Below are 20279 nucleotides of genomic sequence, written 5' to 3' on the forward strand. Positions count from 1 at the left end.
CCTGCAATATAATCCACTTTTATAATCATCAAATTGAGTGTTGGCAAAGGTAAGCTGTTCCTATAATGAAGGGGTGAACCGCCAGAAAACTATACAAAGGAGACTCCATATGAGAAAAGCTCTACGCCTGCAAAATGGCTGGGGACAGCAAATTGTGTTCCTTGGGCCCTGCCTGCTCTTTTTCCTGACCATTGTGGTTACACCCTTTATTCTCGGCTTTTATTATTCTTCAACCGACTGGAACGGGCTGGATCTGGACAAAGCGGTCTGGACAGGCGCCGCCAACTGGAGACGGATTCTGAGTGACGACAAGTTCTGGGATTCGCTGCTCTTTACGCTGCGCTTCACGGTTATCTCCGTCATTGCCGCCAATGTGCTGGCGCTTCTGCTCGCTTTTATGCTGATGACCACACTGAAGACCAAGAAGCTGCTGCGCACTGTATTTTTTATGCCAAACGTCATTGGAGGTATTCTGCTGGGATACATCTGGCAGTTCATCTTCACCAAGGGCTTCGCGACGGTCGGCGAGCTTACCGGGATTTCCTTCTTCCAGCTGCCTTGGCTGGGTACGCCGGGTACCGGGTTCTGGGGCCTGGTTATCGTGTTCGTCTGGCAGACGGCCGGTTATATGATGGTTATTTATATCGCAGCACTGGCCGGCATTCCGAAGGATCTCGTTGAAGCCGCCCGGATTGACGGGGCACGCGCGCCGCAGCTGTTCAAAAGCGTCTATGTACCTTTAATCATGCCGGCCATCACGATCTGCCTGTTCCTGACGACCTCCAATGCCTTCAAAATGTTCGACCTTAACCTGTCGCTGACCAAAGGCGGCCCGGGCACGTCAACACAGTCGCTCGCTTACAACATTTATGCCGAAGCGCTGATCAACAACCGTTACGGATTAGGTACGGCCAAAGCCCTGCTCTTCTTCGCCGCGGTCTCACTGATTACAGTCACCCAGGTATGGATCACCAAACGAAAAGAGGTGTCCGCGTAATGAACAGCAGCAGATACCGCCCCCGCAACTTTATGCTGGAGATCATCGCCATTCTGCTGGCGCTCGTGTTCCTGTCACCGTTCTATCTGGTGCTAAGCAATTCCGTCAAGGGACTGAAAGAGATTCTGATTGATGCCGCCTCCTTCCCGCAGGTGTTTCAGTGGAGTAACTATTCGAAGGTGTGGGAAGCTATCGATTTTCCGCAGGCCTTCTGGAACTCGCTGCTGATTACGCTGCTGAGCGTCATTTTCATTGTCCTGTTCAGCTCCACGGCCGCCTACCAGATTGTCAGAAAGCCTTCGCGCTTCAATGCTTTTGTATTTCTGCTGCTCGTCTCTGCGATGATCATCCCTTTCCAGTCGCTGATGCTGCAGCTGGTGCGGGTAACGAGTATTCTGGAGCTGCGCGGCGAGCTGTACGGGATCGTGGCCTGCTATCTCGGCTTTGGAATGCCGCTGTCGGTCTTCCTGTTCCACGGATTTATCAAAACCGTACCGTTTGAGCTGGAAGAGGCTGCCCGGGTGGACGGCTCCAATCCATACGGCGTCTTCTTCAAAATTGTTTTCCCGCTGCTGCTGCCGATCATCGTAACCGTGATCATTCTCAATACACTCTGGATCTGGAATGACTATCTGCTGCCGGTGCTGGTCATCGGGGGCAACAAGGATCTGACTACGCTGCCTGTTGCTGTGACCAAGTTCTTCGGCCAGTACACCAAAAAGTGGGATCTTGCCCTGGCAGGCCTGGTGATGGCCATTACGCCGATCCTCCTGTTCTTTCTGCTGCTGCAGCGTTATATTGTCGAAGGGGTTACTACAGGCTCCATCAAGGGATAAAGCGTTTGCAACAATATCCACTTTTTCAGGCAAAATATTAAGTGTAAGTGTCCGCTCAGATGCATTAGTATCAAGTTGCAAAGAATACAGATCAGGGAGGTTATATTATGAAAAGAAAATCCGCATTCCTTTTGGCAACCGTTTGCACACTTATTATCGCAGGTTGCGGCAACGGCGGCAATACTAATTCCGCAAGCAATGGAACCGCTGCCAATAGCGGTAATACGCCAACCGAAAACACGGCTGAAGCGACCGCCGCTCCTGCCAAAGACGTGACGATCAAGATGTTCCAGTTCAAAGTGGAGATTGCCGAGCAGCTCAATGTCTTGGCCGAAGAATATGAGAAGGAAACCGGCGTCAAGGTTGAAGTGGAAACCCATGGCGGCGGTGAAGATTACGGTGCACTGCTCAAAGCGGAAATCGCCTCGGGCTCCGAACCGGAAATTTTCAATAACGGCGGATATACCGCGCTCGTCCCTTATATGGACCGTGCCACTGATCTCTCGGATGAACCCTGGGCTGCCAATCTGATCCCTACCTCCAAAGCTCCGGCCACTGTAGACGGCAAGCTGTACGGCATGCCGATGAATGTCGAAGGCTACGGCCTCATTTATAACAAAGATCTGTTCGCCCAGGCAGGCATTACGGAAGAACCGAAAACACTGACCCAGCTGAAGGACGCCGCCGCCAAGCTCAAAGCTGCCGGTATCACGCCGTTTGAAGCTACCAATGAATGGTGGTCGATGGGAATTCACCTCGTCAACGTCGGGCTCGCCCATCAGCCGGATCCGAAGAAATTTATCGAAGATGTCAAAGCAGGAACGGCAACGATCAAAGGCAATGCAGTGTTCGAACAGTGGCTTGATCTGGTAGACGTTATTTTTGACAATGCACAGGATAACAAGATGACAACAGACTATGCCACCCAGGTCGCTGAATTTGCCTCCGGCAAAGCGGCAATGATGCTCCAGGGCAACTGGACACAAGGCGATATCGACAAAATCGATCCTGCGCTGAATCTCGGCCTGCTCCCCCTCCCGATCAGCGATGAGGAAGGTACAATTCTTGTAGGCGTACCAAACAACTATATTGTGAACAGCAAATCCGAGCATCCGGAGGAAGCGAAGGCCTTCCTGAACTGGCTCGTGACTTCAGAAACCGGCAAGCAGTATATCACAAAGGAATTCAAATTCATCCCGGCGGAAACGGACATTGAAGCTGCGGCAGAAGACATCGGCCAAGTGGCGGTTGCCGTTCAGGAAAAGGCTGCTACGGCACTGGGCTGGAACTGGGATATGTTCCCGGACGGTGTAACCCAGGGCTTCGGCGCAGCCATGCAGGAATACCTCGGCGGCCAGATCGGCCGTGATCAGCTCCTGGAGAAGCTCGACAAGGCTGTGCAGGATATTGTGAAGCAGTAGCTCATGTGAAAAGGGACCGTCCTTGGGAGGAGGGTCCCTTTTAAGTATTCCGGCAAATGGGATGGTAATAAAGCTGGCCTGTGTTCTATAGCACATTGCGCGGCAGAACTCCAACTCATTAGCCGATACCTGGATTATGAATCAATAATCTATAATTCATTCCATACAGCAGCTTACAATTCATTGTCTTAGATGGAATTTGTCCAACTAATCTCGATCAATATTGAACATTAGCGTACCTTATTGGAATGTATCCACTTACTTTGGCCAGTACGGCGCTTTTCCGGTATATTTACAGGTATTAGATGGACTTTTTCCGACTAAATCAACTTATTTTGCTCATAACGAAGAAATAGCGGGACTTTTTCCATTTAGGAGCTCGAATCATGGTCGCATTAGCTCCCTCAGTCACATTAACTGTTCTTTTGCCACGTTACCTATCCAAGCTGCATTACCGCTCTTTTGCCACGATACATCGTTTAGTCACTCTAGCTATTCTCCAGGCACCGCAGTCATATTACACAAACATCTCCACAATCAGGAACAGATTCAGCGACACCACCAGCGCAGAGATCATCCAGCCGAGAATGGTGGTTATCCGGTGATTGACCAGCCCGTTCATGATCTGGCGGTTGCTGGTGAAGATCACCAGCGGAATGAGGGCAAAGGCAATCCCGAACGATAAAACAACCTGGCTCATCACCAGTGCAGTGGTCGGGTTAATGCCGAAGGCAATGATCGCCAGCGGCGGAATGATTGTAATGGCCCGGCGCAGATAGAGATTGATTCTCCGGTTAATGAAGCCCTGCATCACGACGTCACCGGCCATGGTTCCGACCGAAGAGCTCGACAGTCCGGCAATCAGGAGGCCCAGCCCGAAGGAAATGGCAGTAACCGGTCCGGCCAGCTGGCGGAACTGCTCAAAGGCAACATCCAGATCCTCAACCACAAGCCCGTTCTTAAAGAACAAGGCAGCAGACACGATAACCATCGCCATATTCACCGCACCGGCAATCAGCATCGCAATAACGATATCGATCATTTCCAGCTTAAAAATCTGTTTTTTCTCTTTATCATCCTGTCCCACCACCCGGCTCTGGGTCAGTGAGGAGTGCAAATAAATGGCATGCGGCATAACGGTTGCCCCGAGAATTCCTGCCGCCAGCAGAATGCTGTCCACACCCTGGAACTGCGGCGTAAAAATTCCGGTCACCACCGCCCCTGCATCCGGCTTCGCCATAATTACCTGAAACGTAAAGGCCAGCACAACAACCATGACCATCGCGGCAATTCCGGCCTCAAGCGTACGGTAACCGCGCCGCTGCAGCTCCAGAATAGCGAATGATCCGGCAGCTGTAATCAGTGCGGCGGGCAGCATCGGAATCCCGAATAACAGATACAGCCCGAGGGCTGCCCCGATAAATTCCGCTAAATCGGTAGCAATAATGACCAGTTCACTCTGTATCCACAGAAAAATCGAAGTTTTCTTCGAGAACCGCTCCCGTGCTACTTCCGGCAGGTTCTTGCCTGTGGCAATGCCGAGCTTGGCGGACAACGACTGGATGAGTACGGCCATCAGATTGGAGGCAAAGATGACCCATAACAGCAGATATCCATATTTCGAGCCTGCCGTAATATTTGTCGCAAAATTCCCGGGATCCAGATAGGCCACTGAAGCGATAAAAGCCGGTCCCAGGAAGGGCAGCAGTCTCTTCAGCCCCTTCACTTCCCCGTTTAATACAGCCTGTGCCGACGTTGTGTTCCTGGCATGATTTATAGTTTGGGGCGCTTCCCCTATAGTGTGTTCTGCCACTTGAAAAACCTCCTCTTGCTGTAAAAGTTGTCCCTACACATCAAAGTTTCCCATGTGCAACTTTTAACCTGAATTTATTATATTCCTCTCCTTGAAAAAAGTAAATGTAATTTTCATGGTTACTCTCATGGAAACCATATCTATCTTTAACTCCATTCGGCATCCGGCAATCACCAAATATCCGTACCACACCTCTGCTTTCTGATACGTAAAAAAAAAAGCGAGGCCAGGTATTCCTGACTCTCGCCCTTTCAGCTTCTACTTATTAGCTTTCCACGAATCCTTCAGCGGAACAATTCTGTTGAACACCAGCTTCTGTTCATTGGACAGCTTGTTGTCCACACAGAAATAACCGTGGCGCATGAATTGAAATTTATCCTCCGGCTTGGCAGCCTGCACGCAGGGCTCCAGCAGACATTTTTCCAGGATGGTGACAGATTCCGGGTTGATGACCTCTCCCCATGACGCTGTATCGTCAGCAGGCCCCTCGTGATCCTTTAACAGCTTATCATAGAGACGGACCTCAGCTGCAACCGCTTCTGCAGCCGGTACCCAGTGCAGTGTGCCTTTGACCTTGCGTCCGGTAAACCCGCTGCCGCTCTTCGTTTCCGGATCATATGTGCAGTGCAGCTCGGTGATCTCGCCGGTTGCTTCATCCTTAATTACTTCATGGCATGTAATAAAATAAGCGCCTTTAAGCCGCACCTCGCCGCCTGGTGTTAGCCTGTGGAAGCCCGGGGAAGGCTCCTCCATGAAATCCTCCCGCTCAATGTAGACGGCTCCCGCGAACGGAACCCTTCGGGTACCCAGCTCTTTGTTCTCACTGTTGTTATCAATTTCGAGCAGTTCAGAGGCTCCTTCAGGGTAATTGGTGATTACTACCTTGAGGGGGTCCAGCACGGCCATTATGCTTGGCGCGTTTGCTTTAAGGTCTTGTCTCAGACAGTGCTCCAGCAGGGAGAAATCAACCATTGTCTGATTGCGGACCATTCCGATCTCCCGGACAAACCTTCCGATACTCTCCGGCGTAAAACCTCTTCTGCGCAGTCCGCGCAATGTTGGCAGTCTCGGGTCATCCCAGCCGTCGACGTAGTTCCCGGCAACCAGCTGGCGCAGATATCTTTTGCTGGTGACGACTCCCGTCAGATTTACCCGGCCAAACTCCCGCTGCTTCGGTGCTTCCGGCACTCCCAGTTCATTCAGCACCCATTCGTAGAGCGGACGGTGATCCTTGAATTCCAGCGAGCACAGGGAATGGGTCACGCCTTCAATGGCATCCTGAATCGGATGGGCAAAATCATACATCGGGTAGATGCACCAGGTATCCCCCGTCCGGTAGTGTTCTGCATGGATAATCCGGTACAGCACAGGGTCCCGCAGGTTGATGTTCGGTGAGCCCATGTCGATTTTGGCCCGCAGCACTTTGGCTCCGGCAGGATACTCTCCGTTCTTCATCCCGCTGAACAAGCGCAGATTCTCATCAACAGTACGCCCGCGGTACGGGCTGTCGGTTCCCGGTTCGGTCAAGGTGCCGCGGTACGCCGTAACCTCTTCCGGTGACAGGTCACAGACATAAGCTTTACCTTTACGGATCAGGGACACTGCGCTGTTATAGATCTGTCCGGAATAGTCGGAGCCGTAATATACATGTTCCCCCGGACTGCAGCCGAGCCAATTGATATCTTCAATAATTGCCCGCACATATTCCATATCTTCTTTGAGGGGATTGGTATCATCGAAGCGCAGATGGAACCTGCCGTTAAATTTCCGGGCCATGTCACAGTTCGTATGGATGGCAAAAGCACTGCCGATATGAAGATACCCGTTAGGCTCCGGCGGGAACCTTGTACAGATTTCCCTGCCGTACACGCCATGCTCCACATCTTCGCGGATCAGCTTCTCCATATAATTTTCCGGTGCCGCACCGTTTATATCGCTCATTTCAAATTCCTCCTGTTTATGTGGTAACCGCAAATAAAAAAAGAACCCCACCTCCAAGACATCTGTCTTGGGGACGAGATTCTCGCGGTACCACCCCAGGTTCATCAATATGTCGCCATATTAATCTCATCAAGTACGGCCTCTGCGCGAACGCAAGGCTTATACTCTAGCTCTGTAACAGGAGCACCTGTTGCACCATCCCAGGGATTACCGGTTCCGGTGTACCGCTCAGAGGCTTGGTTCAACCTGTCCTTCCCTGCCCCTTTTCAGCATCCGGGGCTCTCTGTGAGGGAACGGCAGGTCTACTCTTCTCATCATCGCGTTTCATTATTTTGATTAGAATACCTTAAGATTACACAATTTGTAAAGCCTATGCTTAGCCCTTAACTGTCAGCCCTTGCTGAGCGCAGCCAGCAGATCCAGTGCTTCCTCGTGCTCCGGTTCCAGAACCAGTGCCCTGCGTGTGTATTCCAGCGCCGCAGCGTCATCCTCAAGCTCATAGCTGCAAATGGCCAGACAGTACAGTACAGTAACCACCGGCTCCTCTTCAGCCGCCTCCAGCGACTGTTCCAGATACCAGAGGGCATCCTTGTACTGCTCCATCTCGAACAGCAGCAGTCCGCAGTCCAGCGCCAGATCATATCTCTGCGGCATCGGATAGTATCCTGCCCACATGACCCTTATACCATGCTGAAGATCCAGCAACTCTTCTTCATTTGCCTCCGGCAGCAGGGCGGAAATCCGCTCCGCACTTTGAATAAGCATCTCGGCATCGTAACCGCCCAGGCGCCAGAAAGCCAGAAGCTGCTGCAGATTCACCGAATCGTAGTTCTGGTCCACCCACAGCTTCAAGCTGAAGAAATCATCCGGTCCGAAGCGCTCGACATTCCTCCGGTAGGCCAGTCGGGTCTGGGCATGTCCTGCCGGATCTTCTACCTTGAGAATCAGACCGACATTCAGATTCACATAGTGATGGGGAGTGAACAGCGAGAGCGCACCCTTTTGTTCAAAATAAAACTGCATGGCATGATAGTTGGCCGTCAGGGAAATGCTGCCGTGATGCATCAGCTTCGGCGGCTCGGCAAATCCCCAGTTCTCCAGCCGGTGGTCGCCTTTGTCGGCGGTCAGCAGCAGAAATCCGCCTTCAGAGAGCGAATCCAGCCGCTCCATGCAATGCAGCGCTGCTGCCGGAAAAAGGATGTGCGCATCCTCCATCTTTTCCTGATAATATGCGATCACTTCGTGATACGGGTAAGATCTATCCTCGTATTCCGCAGCACGGCGGTAATAATATTCCGGAACAAGATCCCTCAGCACCTCAGAGGTTCCCATGGTGTCAGCTTGTTCGGGATATGTCAGCGATACCTCACACTCATAGATTTTGCCTTCATCCACATACAGCAGCTCCTGCTGGATGCTGTCAAAGAAATAATTGGCGATGACCAGCAGCGGCTGCTTCAGCCCGCCCGGCCGTATTACCGTTCCGCTCTCTGTCAGATGCAGCTCGGTGTCCGCCACGGCATCAAAGCGTGCAAAGTCGAGCAGCCCCTGCTCCACATAAGGGATGAGACCGGGATGCTGCTGCCAGCCGGTGATATTTTTAAGGGGCAGATCACTCATTACATATTTGAACGGCGGCAGTGTCAGGCCCGCATATTCAATCAGCCGGCACAGCTGATGAAGCACATGAAAGGCAAGGCGTCCCGCACCTGCACCCAATTCCAGGATGTATACCGGCTCGTCGGTCCCGCCTTTGGCCGCCCGGTCCTGCAGATAGCCGAAGATGATCTCGGCATAGCCAGTCCCGACCATCGGATTACTCGTAATATACTGCGGGACCTGGTCATTATTCCATGCCTGCATCCCCGCCTCTTCATAATAAGCGCGCTGCAGATCCCAAATCGGGGCTTCACTGAAGCGGTAGCGTTGTTGTCCGCTGTTCGTCATGTTCTTTTAACCTGCTCTCTACAATTCTTGGTGATCAATAACATTGATTATATCCAATATTATAGCCTGTGTCCGCACATTCCATCTCTTGCTCATCATAAAAGTGAGTTTTCCGCATATATATCCTCATTGAAGATTTACGGCAAATACAGGGAAAGGGGCATCCCGATGGCCTCAAATGAACAGGAAGCAGACAGAAACAGGCAGGTTTCCTCAGCCGATACAAAGCGACGATGCGGGCAATGTGGCTCTTGGACCCCGTGATTTTATGCGGGACCGGGAGAACCCCGATATGTTCGCACCCCAGCCGGTTCGCCGACGTCTCTCTAAACCAATGGATGGCACTCACCCCTGAAGAGCTCGTCAGCGGCAACCTGAGCGCCGGTTCGGAGCTGCTTATAGACGCACTGCACAAAGTAAAATGGCCTGTATTGAAATATCCCGGTTATGGATATACGGAATATTTTATCCCCTGAAGTACTAATGGCGTTGGTTTATTCATAGTGTAAATTAGGGGAACGAAGCAGCTTCTTGGAGAGGAGAAAAGGTCCGAAGAGCCATCCTTGCACGGGATTGGAGGTCGGACTCAGATGAGTACAGATCAGCTCATTGCACTGCTCGTTCTTGTTATCATGATTATTCAGCTGGCCGTCAAAAAAGGAAAGTAACAGTATGAAGCCAAGCGCAGCCGGAGTGATCCGGTTGCGTTTTGGCTTTTTGTGCGGTATAAACGGGATCGCCTGCCCTACTCCGTCCGGCCTAACGCTCGGAACTTTTGATGGATGGCAGCGGGCAGCAGCAGCTTTTGGGCATCATACGTCAGGAACTGCTCCGGCAAACTATTTTCCAGGACAGGCCTGAGACAGCAGGCGCTTGAGCGAAGCAAGCTATAGAGACTATATAGATGTAAACGGTGCTTTGGCGAGCAGCACGGGTGTAAAGTAAAATGAATGCGATGGCGTGGTGTGATGACGTAGTGTGATGGCGTAGTGTGGTTGCGTAGTATGGCGGCGTAGTGTGATGGCGTAGTGTGGTTGCGTAGTATGGCGGCGTAGTGTGATGGCGTAGTGTGGTTGCGTAGTATGGCGGCGTAGTGTGGTGGCGTGATGTGATGACGTAGTATGGTGGCGTGGGTGCGATTGCGTGGTGTGGTGGCGTAAGACGATGGCGTAGTGTGATAGTAAAGTGCAATGGCATAGTGTGAGACTATAGTGTAAGGCTGTAACGGACCCAGGATCCGTTATTAACCAAAAAATCAGGGCTCTGTAAGGCTAACGGACCCAGCGGGCGTTATTTCCTGACATTGAGCCCAAATCTGCGGCAAAGTGAGGAAATAACGGAACTACGGTCCGTTAGCCTGCCAAAAAGGCTGAATTACTGAAGATAACGGAACTACGGTCCGTTAGAGCAGCGGATGGCCGCATGAACAACACTTCGGCCAAGCCACTGAGCAAATGGATCACAGTCTAACTTGACTATTTTATTTTCACTTACTAAAGTTGAGAAACATTAAAAAGTATAGTAAACTATTCTCATGAAGAAGGAGGCGGACTAAAATGGGCCAACCGGAAAAAAAGATGGAAATAGGAATCAGCACATTTTTGGAGACAACACCTGACCCGGTAACGGGTCAAACGATGAGCCATGCCGAAAGACTGCGTGAAGCGGTGGAGGAAATTGTACTGGCCGACCAGGCCGGGCTGGACGTATACGGGATCGGCGAGCATCACCGTGCCGACTATGCCGGCAGCGCCCCTGCTGTTGTGCTGGCCGCAGCTGCCGCTATGACGAAGCATATCCGGCTGACAAGCGCCGTGACCGTATTGTCTTCTGACGATCCGGTCCGCGTCTATCAGGACTTTGCCACGCTGGACGGCATTTCAAATGGACGGGCTGAGATTATGGCGGGCCGGGGTTCTTTTATCGAATCCTTCCCCCTGTTCGGCTACAGCCTGGAGGATTATGACGAATTGTTCGAAGAAAATCTGGAGCTGCTGTTGAAGATCAGAGCCTCGGAGAAGGTCACCTGGCGCGGCGGCCATCGTCCGGCCATTAATAATCTGGCGGTATATCCCCGTGCGGTCCAGGACCCGCTCCCGGTATGGATTGCCAGCGGCGGAAATCCGGAATCGGCGATCCGTGCAGGCGTACTGGGACTTCCGATCGCCTTCGCGATCATCGGCGGAATGCCTGAACGGTTTGCACCGCTGGTCAATCTCTATAAGGAAGCGGCCGCAAAGGCAGGCCACAATCCTGACAAGCTGCAGATTGCTACGCATTCCCACGGCTTTGTAGGGGAAACGACCGAACAGGCTGCCGCCCTCTTCTACCCTTCCACCCAGGCACAAATGAATGTGATCGGGCGTGAACGGGGCTGGAGCCAGCCGTATAACAAGGCAACCTATGATGATGCCCGCAGCCTGAGAGGCGCACTGTATGTCGGGGATGCCGAATATGTAGCGGAGAAGATCATTCTCCTGCGTAAAAACCTGGGCGTTACCCGCTTCTTCCTCCACGTCAATGTCGGCACCATGCCGCACCGCGAGGTACTTCGTGCAATCGAGCTGCTTGGTACCAAGGTGGCACCAATTGTTCACAAGGAGCTGGCTCAAAGCGGAATCTGAGCCTTTCATGACAACAGCGGCCGATTAATAGCCGCAACCAATAAAATAAAGAGCCATGTTGAGGAACGGTCAACATGGCTCTTTTTATAGAACAAACATTAAAAGGTCACAGACCGGATTCTGCCGTCCTCTTCATAATGGAGCTCCGTAAACTTGATACTCCGCTTGTGGTCCACACCGCCTGACAAGGATGCGTCATGGTAGAACAAATACCATTTCCCGTTAAATTCAACAATGGAATGATGGGTGGTCCAGCCAACCACCGGATTCAGGATCACACCCTGATAGACAAAAGGTCCGCAGGGCTTATCGCTTACCGCATAGACAATCTTATGGGTCGTACCGGTGGAATACGAGAGATAGTATTTCCCCTGATACTTGTGCATCCACGGACCTTCAAAATAACGTCTGTCCTCATCCCCTGCAAGAATGGGATTCCCTTCTTCATCGATGATGCTGATCTCCTCAGGCTGTGATTTGAAGGACAGCAGGTCGTCACTCAGCTCCGCCACCCGGGGGCCGTAAGCAGGTTCACCCGGTTCTTTTTCCGCCGGATCAGGCTGGTAATTCCCAGTCCCCCACTTTTCCAGTTGGCCTCCCCATAAGCCGCCGAAATACATGTAGGCCCTGTCATCCTCATCAATAAATACGGCGGGATCGATGCTGAAGCTCCCCTCAATATAGTTCTCCTGGGCTTTAAAAGGGCCGGCGGGAGAATCAGATACAGCCACGCCTATGCGGAAAATCCCCTCTTTGTCACGGGCAGGGAAAAACAAGTAATAGCTCCCCTTCCGGTACGCCGCATCCGGCGCCCACATTTGCTTCGAAGCCCAGGGCACGTCCCGGAGATGAAGCGCCAGCCCATGATCCACACAAGGTGACTCCGGACCCTCCATAGACAACACATGATAATCTTCCATTGCATACTGGTCACCGTTATCGTTCGTAGGCCCGTCATGATCGATATCATGGGACGGGTAAATATACAGCTTGCCCTCAAACACATGAGCTGAAGGGTCGGCTGTGTACAGTTCGGTAATTAACGGCTCATTCATTGCTGCCATAACAGGATTCTCCTCTTCATTAAAATTCAAATCATTCATTGGGAATGAAGCCTTACTCCTTAACGCCACCCAGCGCTACGCCCGCGATAATGTATCTGGATAACAGGAAATATACCACAAACAGAGGTAACGCCGTCAGAGCCAGCCCCATGTAAATCGAGCCAAACTCCGTCTTGTAAATATCGCCGCGCAGCAGGCTGACCATTACGGGCATCGTGTATTTTTCCTTCTGTGTGAGCAGGATCAGCGGCATGAACAGATTGTTCCAGTTCGCTACAAAGGCAAAGATAGCCTGTGTTGCCACAGCCGGCATCATCAGCGGAAGAATAATCCGGTTAAAGGTCTTGAATTCACCTGACCCGTCCACGCGCGCCGCCTCCACAATCTCAAGGGACAGGGTCGCGAGCAGGTACTGGCGCATGAAGAACACCACAGCCGGTGCTGCAATGGCAGGCAGAATCAGCGGAAGGAAGCTGTTGGTCCAATGGATTTTATACATAAACTGATAGAACCCGATAGCGCTTGCCTGGGAAGGAATCATCATCACACACAAGATAAAGGTAAAAAACGGCTTGCGCAGCTTCCAGTCATAAGTAACCAGCCCGTAGGCCGACAATGAGGAGAAGTATACCGTTAAGACGGTTGCAGAAGCAGAGATAATGAACGAATTCAGGAACCCCTGTATGGGATCAAAGCTCTTGTCGAGCAGCACCCGCAAGTTATCCATCATATGAGTGGACGGGAGCAGGGAGAGCCCGCTTTGGATTTCAGCTGTAGAGCGGGTAGCGTTGACAAACATGATCCAGAACGGGAGGATACTGAGCACCGCCAAAAAGATGCAGACGATATAGATAATGGTCTTGTTGACTCTACGGGTAACGGTTTCACCTTTAGGACTCGGATTCATGTTCTACACCTCCCTGGCAGCTGATGCTTTGGCAGCTTTTCTATAGTTTTTCTCCGCTTTTTTCAGCTTCCCGGCGTCGCGGTCACGCATTAAATAGAACACCACACTGGACAGTACTGCTGCAATGACGAACATAATCATGCTCGCTGCGGCAGCGCGGTTATACATATAGCTTCCCTTAAAGGCCTGCCCGTAAATGAACATCGATGTAGTAAGCGTAGAGTCATCCGGTCCGCCCGCCAGGAACAGCTGAGGGATATCGAACATCGTCAGACCGCCAATCATTGATGTAATGAGCGTGAACAGCAGAATCGTCCGCAGACTCGGCAGCGTAATCCGGAAAAAGGTCTGGAAGCCGTTCGCACCATCAATTGCTGCAGACTCAAAAAGTGCGGGGTTAATCCCCATAACGCCTGCGACCAGAATGATCATCGTGTTGCCGTACCACATCCAGAACTGGATGAACGCCACAATTCCCCGCGCTGTCGTCTTATCCTGAAGGAAAAAAATCGGAGCATCGGACCAGCCCATCATTTCAACAATGCTGTTCATAGGACCCATCGGATAGGCGAACAGGGTACTGAAAAGTACAGCGATTGTACCTGCAGTGATGATATTGGGCATGTAGAGCAGAACCTTGAATGCTCCCTGTCCCTTTATGTTGAGGCGCTTGTTCGTGAACCAGGCGGTCAGCAGAAGCGCAAGAGCAATCTGAGGAATGAAGTTGACAATCCAGAGCAGTCCGGTGTTAATCAGGGACTTTCTGAAGGAGACGTTGTCAAAGAGCAGGTCTTTGAAATTCTGAAAAGGGTTATCCAGAATATGAATCGGCTTGGGTATTAACCCCTGCATATCAGTGAACCCGATAACTGCGGTATACAAAATGGGATATAACGAAAAAATCAGAAAGGCCAGGACAAACGGAAACGTAAAGATATAGCCGTATTTTGCGTAGTTCACACCTTTGCGGCGCATGATTTCACCCCTTTAGTGGATAGGAAGGGACGGGATCACTCCCCGCCCCTTCACTTTCTTCTTTTTATTCGCTGTCGATACCCAGCTGGTCTTTGACCTGCTGCTTGAAGGTTTCAATCGCTTTGTCGCGGTCCTTGTTGCCGGCAGTATACTCACGGACCTGGTCGCGCCATAACTTGTTAATGGTTTCATCGTACTGTGTCAGGTTCTTACCGGAAGCGTTGGCGTTAGCCGGTACAAATACATCGAACATATTTTGCCCGCCGAGCAGCGGAACTTCGCCATTGGACTTCGACATGACAACAGAGGAAGCCACACTGTCCTTCGTGCCTTGCTCGCCCTCTTTCATCGTTCCGTTAGCCCAGAAATACTGGAGTCCGGTTTCCGAAGAATCGAGTGTTACCCATTTGATAAAGTCTGCAGCAGCTTGTTTTTTGGCATCGTCTTTGGTCACGTCCTGGTTGGCAAGCAGCCAGGTGCCGCCCCAGAAGAAGCCAGTCGGCGGTTCAGTAACGGCCCAGTCACCATTCGTGTCTTTGACTTGCCCGCTCATTGTATAGTTGATCAGCCAGGCAGGACCAAAGAAACCGAAGACCGGTTGCGCGCCGGCGCCGGACATATCAGCGTACCATGCTTCCGTCCAGTCTTGTGTATCATTATGATAGCCGTTATCCTTCAGCTTTTTGGAGAGATCAAGGAACTCTTCACGCTTCGGATCGATATGCAGCTTGCCGTCAACAATCCAGCCTTTTTCAGAACTGTTTTCAATGGCATGCCAGATATCGCCGTCTCCGGACACGATTCCGTATCCTTTGGCTTTCAGCTTCGCCGCGGCTTCGTAGAATTTCTCCCAGCCGGGTCCGACTTCAGCTTTGATGGCAGCCGGATCATCTGTTCCAAAAACATCTTTGGCAATGGAGCGGCGGTAGATGAAAGCCCCGCCTGTCGCCTGATAGCCGAGCCCTTTCAGCTGGCCGTCTTTGCTGCCGATATCAATGGAATACTGGGCAATGCCCGCATCCTTAACCATCTGATCGTCAAGGCCCAGATCTGCATAGTTAGCCGCATAACCGGAAGCATCTCCCTGCGTATATTTGAGGACAAACGCCGCTTCAGCCGCAAAAATATCCGGAGCATCTTTTCCGCCGGCCGCAAGGGCCTGGTCCAGCGCAGGCTGATAGGCACCATCGGTAGTCGCAATAACCGTAGTTTTGAATTCCACATTGGCTTCAGGATGGGTTTCCAGATACTTTTTGGTCATGTTCGGAATTTCGTCCGTGAAGCTCCAGAGATTGAGGGTTACCTTCTCCCCGTTCCCCTTGGCCGGAGTAGTCTCCGCTGCATTGGCTGATGCTGCCGGAGCGGAGCCCCCGTTCGCTGAATTGGAATTTGAATTGTTGTTGCCGCTGCAGGCTGTGAGCGCAGATGACATTACGAGCAGTGTAGAGAGCCCTACCAGAACACGTTTCATGCTTTTCATACTTTGCCTCCCCTTTTGTTTAAGCCTTCGGTTTTATGTAACCGCATACATAATTATATAGCTGATGTCCCCCTTCCATAAGGAACCTGCGATTGGGAAAACTTCCACTATTTTTGGATTCGGCTGCATTTAGGGCGTAAAAAAACACCAGGGGAATCCTCCCCCGGTGTCCTGATGAGCTGTAATCTATTTATCTGCTTTCAGCGCCTCATCCTGCTTCTTGATGAAATCCTCCGGAGTTACCGCTTTACCGAACAGCGCCTGCACCTGATTAATATGTGTGCTGGAAGCCCCCGGCTTCATTTGGGTATCCAGGTAAAGCGTTACTTTATGGGCTTTATTCAATTCATCCAGCAGATCAATAAACAGCTGCGGCAGCTTGATGGATGCAGTATCTACTTTGGTAGCCGGGATTACGCCCGCATCCACCACCGATTGCTCTCCCCACTTCCGGATAAAAAAGCTTACGAACTGCTTGGCTTCCAGGGGATGCGCAGAATTCCGGGATACGAACAGGCCGGTCCCCGGGCCGCCTACCCAGTCATCCACATTCCCTTTGCCGCCTGCAACAGCCGGGAATTTGAAATAGCCGATCTTGTCCTTAAATTCCTGGGGTACCCCCGCAGTTGTCGTATAGTCAGGCAGCTCCCAGGTCCCCGTTGCAAACATGGCGGATTCCCCGCTTATGAACTGGAGCTTGGCCTCCTCATTGGATATCCCGTTATAGCCTTTGGTGAATGTGTTGAGATTTACCAGCTCCTGCACTGCTCTGGCAGCCTCAAGCAGGGAGGGGTCCGTAAAGTCCTGGTTGGCCACGGCTTTATCCATCAGATCCGGCCCGCCGATACGGTCGGCCAGGTACATGTACCAGAAGGAAGACGGCCAGCCTTCCTTGCCGCCGAGGGTAACAGGAGTCACACCGTTTTCGTTCAGCTTGCGGACGATTATTTTAAGCTCACCCAGGGTCCGGGGAGGCTGCAAACCGTATTTCGCAAATATTTCCTTGTTGTAGTAGACAGGTACAATATTCAGCTCCACCGGGAGAGCATAGGTTTTTCCGTCAAAAGAATAGGCTTCCGTAGTACCGGCTACAAACTTCCCGTTCAGCTCCCCCTGCAACAGATCATCCATGCCGGCAAACTTATTGCCTTTGACATAGGGATCCATAAACCCGGCTGCCCAGGTAAAACCGATATCAGGCAGATCATTGGATGCGGCAAGCACGGTAAGCTTGCTCTTGTACTGCTCGGTTTCAAGCGCCTCTGTCTTAATGATAATATCGGGATTGGCTTTTTCAAACTCGCTGATAATGTCTTTAACCATTTTGTTCTGCGCAGAACGGCTGCTGTCCGGCCATAAATGCATGATTTTCAGGGTGACCTTATCGCCGCCCCTGTTCATATTGTCCCCTATATTCTGCCCGTTCCCGCCGCAGCCGGTGACGATCAGCAGCATGACCAGAAGCAGAACACCAGTTAGTCTCATCCTCTTCGTCGGTACCTCCCCCTTCCGGCATCAAGCCTTCACTCGCCTTCGGCTTCCGCATCATTCCTCATGGACCGGAACTGCCCGGGACTCATGCCTTCATGCTCTTTGAACAGCTTATTGAAGTATTTCACAGCCTGATAACCGGTCCGGCTGGCAATTTCCGCTATGGGCAGATTGGTCTTCAGCAGCAGCTCTTTCGCTTTCTGCAATTTTCTGCGGGCGACATATTCACTGAAATTCATCCGGCACTGCTCTTTGAAAAGCGCGCTGAAATAACTCCCGTTCAGATGAACATGCCCGGCGACTTCCTGCAGGCTGACCGCCTCTCCGATATGCGTCTCCACAAAATGAATGGCCTGGCGGACCGGATCGCTTAATGCGGCTTCCTCATTCCTGATGGCCATTAGCTTCGGGTCAGCCATTCTGCGCATGAAAAGGATACGTTCCCGCTCTTCCCCGGCCTTCAGGGCTTTCTCCACAGCTTCTATCAGCTTCTCCCGGCTGACCGGCTTCAGCAGATAGTCCACTACCGACAAATGAATGGCCTGCTGGGCATATTCGAATTCCGCGTAGCCGGAGATGAGAATAACGGATGGCTGCGACCGGGTTTTCTTCTCCCTCATTTGGCTGACCAGCGCCAGGCCGGTGATTTCAGGCATACGGATGTCTGTAATGATGAGCTCCACGGGAATATCCTCGAGCATTTGCATTGCGGCTACTCCGCTGCTTGCGGTCAGGACCTCAAATTGGCCCGCCGCCCAGACGCCAAGCAATTTCTTAATTCCTTCTCTTGATCTCGGTTCATCGTCAACGACCAGAATCGTCCGGCTCTTCATCCTATTTTGCCTCCTTGGACAGGAATTTCGATGTGTATACGGGTGCCTTGACCCTTCCGGCTGTCGATGTGCATCCCGGCACTTTGCATGCCCGTTCCCGGAAAAAACAGCTGAAGCCGTTTCTGCACATTGGCAATCCCGACTCCGGAATTTTTGGAGGAAGTTACCTGCCCGCTGCCCAGCTCTTTCATCAGGGCGCCCAGCTGTTCCTCATCCATGCCTATCCCGTCGTCCTCTACTGTAATAGCGATTCTTTCTTCTCCGCCGGTCACCGTCAGCTTCACCCGGCCGGGCTCAATCCTGCTCTCTACGCCATGCAGTATGGCATTCTCCACCAGGGGCTGCAGGAGGAGCCGGGGCAGATCCACATCCTGAACCTCGGGAGGAGCGTCGATTTCCCATTCCAGACGGTCTTCAAAGCGCATTTTCATGATGAATAAATATCTGCGGATATGCTCCAGTTCATCACGCAGCTTCACCCACCCGTCCCCGCTCTGCCCGGTAATGGTATACCGGAACAAATCAGACATGGCAACGACATACCCGGCAAGCTGATCTTCATCCTTATCCACCAGCGACCAGTACAGCACATCCAGGGTATTGAACAAAAAGTGCGGATTGATCTGGGCCTGAAGGGCCTTGAGCTCGGTGTGGCTCCGGGAGAGTTCCTTCTCATAGACCAGCCCGATCAATTCGTTAATGTTATCAATCATTTTGTTATATGAATAATTCAGCTCCTGAATCTCCATAGTGGATGATACCTTTTCGGTAGGCTTCAGAATGCCAAGCCGGGTACTTCTCATCGCCTTGATCAGTTTAAACACAGGACGCGTAATGAGGGTAGACAGGAAAAAAGAAAGCACGGTGAACAGCACAGTGCCCATAACAGCCGATACGACGATGGTCGTCCGCAGCACCGATGTGCCTTTGGTAATTACGTTAACCGGCGTTAAAATCAAGAGTGTCCAGCCAGTTACGGAAGACCGCTGCTTGACCACAATAAAGGAACGGTCACCGATGGAAGCAACCTGTTCATTGTTGCTTCCGGCAAGCATGGCTGCCGTCTTTTGGGAAATGGTATCATCGTTTGAGGTGATCAGCCGGCCGTCGGAAGCGAGGAGCAGAACCGTCTCCCTTTCACCCTCACCGGCCAGAGAGGCATCCAGCGCAAACTTGCTGCGGTCGGCGCGGATGAGCAAATATCCGCCTGCCGTGAAATACTTGTCAATGAGACTGATCTGCCGGATGGCCAGAAGCGATGTGGAATCATACGGATCGATGCCGTACCAGACCAGGCTTCCTTCCTTGCGGGCCGCCAGCTCAATCCAATCCTCAGGCACTTTCCCCCTAAGGCTGCTGTCATCCAGCGGATACAATCTTGCTCCGTCCCTGTTATACAGCTCAACAGACTTAATGCCATCCGTATACAGCTGGACCAGATTGATAACAGGCGGTAATTCCTGCCGCTCCGCAAAGGTTGGGGACTGGCCCTCTATATCACGTAAAAGCAGCTGCTGGATGTAATCGTTGGTTGATACCAGCGTCGTCAGCGAATTGATCTGTTCCAGAATGCCTTCCAGCCTGCCGTTCGCCTGAACTGCAGTTTGCTGTATATGCTTCTCCGCGTTGTTCTTGAGCAGTGTAGAAACCGAATGGAACGTAATCGCACCGACGAATGTCAGAATGATGAGCATAACGGCGAGAAAACCGAGCAGCATCTGGCTCCTCAGTGTATTTAATTTTAATCTCGATGGCACCCAGCGCACGCGTTCCCTTCCTCCCTCCGCCAGGAGATTATGTACGGTTCATCCGCCCAAGTAAGGGCTTTCAGACCTTTCAGTCACTATATTAGCATGTCTTCCGGATATCCGCTAAGGAAGATTTGTCCGGCCCGCAGAAGCCCCAATACATGCCAAAAAATCCGGGATACCTGTACAGCAGGCCATCCCG

General features: G+C 51.8%; 14 protein-coding genes, 1 pseudogene and 1 other annotated feature. Of the genes and pseudogenes, 5 read left to right on the top strand and 10 right to left on the bottom strand.

The window, feature by feature from the left end; translation table 11 throughout:
- Positions 1–109 precede the first annotated feature (109 nt).
- From C2I18_RS08675 to C2I18_RS08685, 3 genes are all read left to right on the top strand, one after another.
- On the top strand, positions 110–997 hold the full coding sequence (locus tag C2I18_RS08675; RefSeq protein WP_249900832.1) for a carbohydrate ABC transporter permease: 888 nt from the start codon (positions 110–112) through the stop codon (positions 995–997).
- Positions 997–1833 (top strand): carbohydrate ABC transporter permease, encoded by an 837-nt coding sequence (locus C2I18_RS08680; protein ID WP_249900833.1) that lies wholly within the window; start codon positions 997–999, stop codon positions 1831–1833. Before C2I18_RS08675 ends, C2I18_RS08680 begins: the two co-directional genes overlap by 1 nt.
- A 107-nt stretch (positions 1834–1940) precedes the next feature.
- Positions 1941–3254, top strand: coding sequence for an ABC transporter substrate-binding protein (locus C2I18_RS08685; RefSeq protein WP_249900834.1), 1314 nt, complete (start codon positions 1941–1943; stop codon positions 3252–3254).
- Positions 3255–3771: 517 nt separating this feature from the next.
- Here the strand turns inward: C2I18_RS08685 and C2I18_RS08690 are convergent.
- The 3 genes from C2I18_RS08690 to C2I18_RS08700 all read right to left on the bottom strand — a co-directional run bounded on the left by C2I18_RS08690 (position 3772) and on the right by C2I18_RS08700 (position 8955).
- Positions 3772–5052, bottom strand: coding sequence for an Nramp family divalent metal transporter (locus C2I18_RS08690; RefSeq protein WP_249902051.1), 1281 nt, complete (start codon positions 5050–5052; stop codon positions 3772–3774).
- Between the two features lie 273 nt (positions 5053–5325).
- Entirely contained in the window at positions 5326–7008 is a 1683-nt protein-coding gene (locus C2I18_RS08695; RefSeq protein ID WP_249900835.1) for a glutamine--tRNA ligase/YqeY domain fusion protein, read from the bottom strand.
- Between the two features lie 66 nt (positions 7009–7074).
- Positions 7075–7335 (bottom strand) — a binding site (T-box leader).
- Between the two features lie 63 nt (positions 7336–7398).
- Positions 7399–8955: a tetratricopeptide repeat protein gene (locus C2I18_RS08700; protein ID WP_249900836.1), complete on the bottom strand. Its 1557-nt coding sequence runs from the start codon at positions 8953–8955 to the stop codon at positions 7399–7401.
- A 308-nt stretch (positions 8956–9263) separates the two neighbouring features.
- Here C2I18_RS08700 and C2I18_RS08705 point away from each other — a divergent pair.
- A pseudogene (locus C2I18_RS08705) lies at positions 9264–9431 on the top strand (oxalate decarboxylase); the annotation flags it as partial.
- A gap of 1080 nt (positions 9432–10511) precedes the next feature.
- On the top strand, positions 10512–11579 hold the full coding sequence (locus C2I18_RS08710) for an LLM class flavin-dependent oxidoreductase (protein WP_249900837.1): 1068 nt from the start codon (positions 10512–10514) through the stop codon (positions 11577–11579).
- Positions 11580–11677: 98 nt separating this feature from the next.
- Here C2I18_RS08710 and C2I18_RS08715 read toward each other — a convergent pair whose 3' ends face one another.
- The 7 genes from C2I18_RS08715 to C2I18_RS08745 form a co-directional block, all read right to left on the bottom strand.
- Positions 11678–12643: a glycoside hydrolase family 43 protein gene (locus tag C2I18_RS08715; protein WP_249900838.1), complete on the bottom strand. Its 966-nt coding sequence runs from the start codon at positions 12641–12643 to the stop codon at positions 11678–11680.
- A 52-nt stretch (positions 12644–12695) separates the two neighbouring features.
- Entirely contained in the window at positions 12696–13550 is an 855-nt protein-coding gene (locus C2I18_RS08720) for a carbohydrate ABC transporter permease (RefSeq protein WP_249900839.1), read from the bottom strand.
- Positions 13551–13553: 3 nt separating this feature from the next.
- The gene (locus tag C2I18_RS08725; RefSeq protein WP_249900840.1) at positions 13554–14525 is read right to left on the bottom strand and encodes a carbohydrate ABC transporter permease; all 972 of its coding nucleotides are present in this window, start codon (positions 14523–14525) and stop codon (positions 13554–13556) included.
- A 64-nt stretch (positions 14526–14589) separates the two neighbouring features.
- Positions 14590–16005, bottom strand: a complete 1416-nt coding sequence (locus tag C2I18_RS08730) for an ABC transporter substrate-binding protein (RefSeq protein ID WP_249900841.1) — start codon at positions 16003–16005, stop codon at positions 14590–14592.
- Positions 16006–16191: 186 nt separating this feature from the next.
- The gene (locus C2I18_RS08735) at positions 16192–17490 is read right to left on the bottom strand and encodes an extracellular solute-binding protein (protein ID WP_249900842.1); all 1299 of its coding nucleotides are present in this window, start codon (positions 17488–17490) and stop codon (positions 16192–16194) included.
- 38 nt (positions 17491–17528) lie between these two features.
- Positions 17529–18329, bottom strand: coding sequence for a response regulator transcription factor (locus C2I18_RS08740; protein ID WP_249900843.1), 801 nt, complete (start codon positions 18327–18329; stop codon positions 17529–17531).
- Positions 18326–20086, bottom strand: a complete 1761-nt coding sequence (locus C2I18_RS08745) for a sensor histidine kinase (RefSeq protein ID WP_249900844.1) — start codon at positions 20084–20086, stop codon at positions 18326–18328. The genes C2I18_RS08740 and C2I18_RS08745 overlap by 4 nt, the downstream gene beginning before the upstream one ends.
- Between the last annotated feature and the right edge of the window lie 193 nt (positions 20087–20279).

It is taken from the genome of Paenibacillus sp. PK3_47, from assembly GCF_023520895.1.
In the GTDB taxonomy this organism is placed as follows: Bacteria; Bacillota; Bacilli; order Paenibacillales; family Paenibacillaceae; genus Paenibacillus_AQ.

Excerpts from the sequence above, each read along its gene's own strand:
- C2I18_RS08675 (WP_249900832.1), top strand. The coding sequence starts at position 110 with ATGAGAAAAGCTCTACGCCTGCAAAATGGCTGGGGACAGCAAATTGTG.
- C2I18_RS08680 (WP_249900833.1), top strand. The coding sequence starts at position 997 with ATGAACAGCAGCAGATACCGCCCCCGCAACTTTATGCTGGAGATCATC.
- C2I18_RS08685 (WP_249900834.1), top strand. The coding sequence starts at position 1,941 with ATGAAAAGAAAATCCGCATTCCTTTTGGCAACCGTTTGCACACTTATT.
- C2I18_RS08695 (WP_249900835.1), bottom strand. The coding sequence starts at position 7,008 with ATGAGCGATATAAACGGTGCGGCACCGGAAAATTATATGGAGAAGCTG.
- C2I18_RS08700 (WP_249900836.1), bottom strand. The coding sequence starts at position 8,955 with ATGACGAACAGCGGACAACAACGCTACCGCTTCAGTGAAGCCCCGATT.
- C2I18_RS08710 (WP_249900837.1), top strand. The coding sequence starts at position 10,512 with ATGGGCCAACCGGAAAAAAAGATGGAAATAGGAATCAGCACATTTTTG.
- C2I18_RS08715 (WP_249900838.1), bottom strand. The coding sequence starts at position 12,643 with ATGGCAGCAATGAATGAGCCGTTAATTACCGAACTGTACACAGCCGAC.
- C2I18_RS08720 (WP_249900839.1), bottom strand. The coding sequence starts at position 13,550 with ATGAATCCGAGTCCTAAAGGTGAAACCGTTACCCGTAGAGTCAACAAG.
- C2I18_RS08725 (WP_249900840.1), bottom strand. The coding sequence starts at position 14,525 with ATGCGCCGCAAAGGTGTGAACTACGCAAAATACGGCTATATCTTTACG.
- C2I18_RS08730 (WP_249900841.1), bottom strand. The coding sequence starts at position 16,005 with ATGAAAAGCATGAAACGTGTTCTGGTAGGGCTCTCTACACTGCTCGTA.
- C2I18_RS08735 (WP_249900842.1), bottom strand. The coding sequence starts at position 17,490 with ATGAGACTAACTGGTGTTCTGCTTCTGGTCATGCTGCTGATCGTCACC.
- C2I18_RS08740 (WP_249900843.1), bottom strand. The coding sequence starts at position 18,329 with ATGAAGAGCCGGACGATTCTGGTCGTTGACGATGAACCGAGATCAAGA.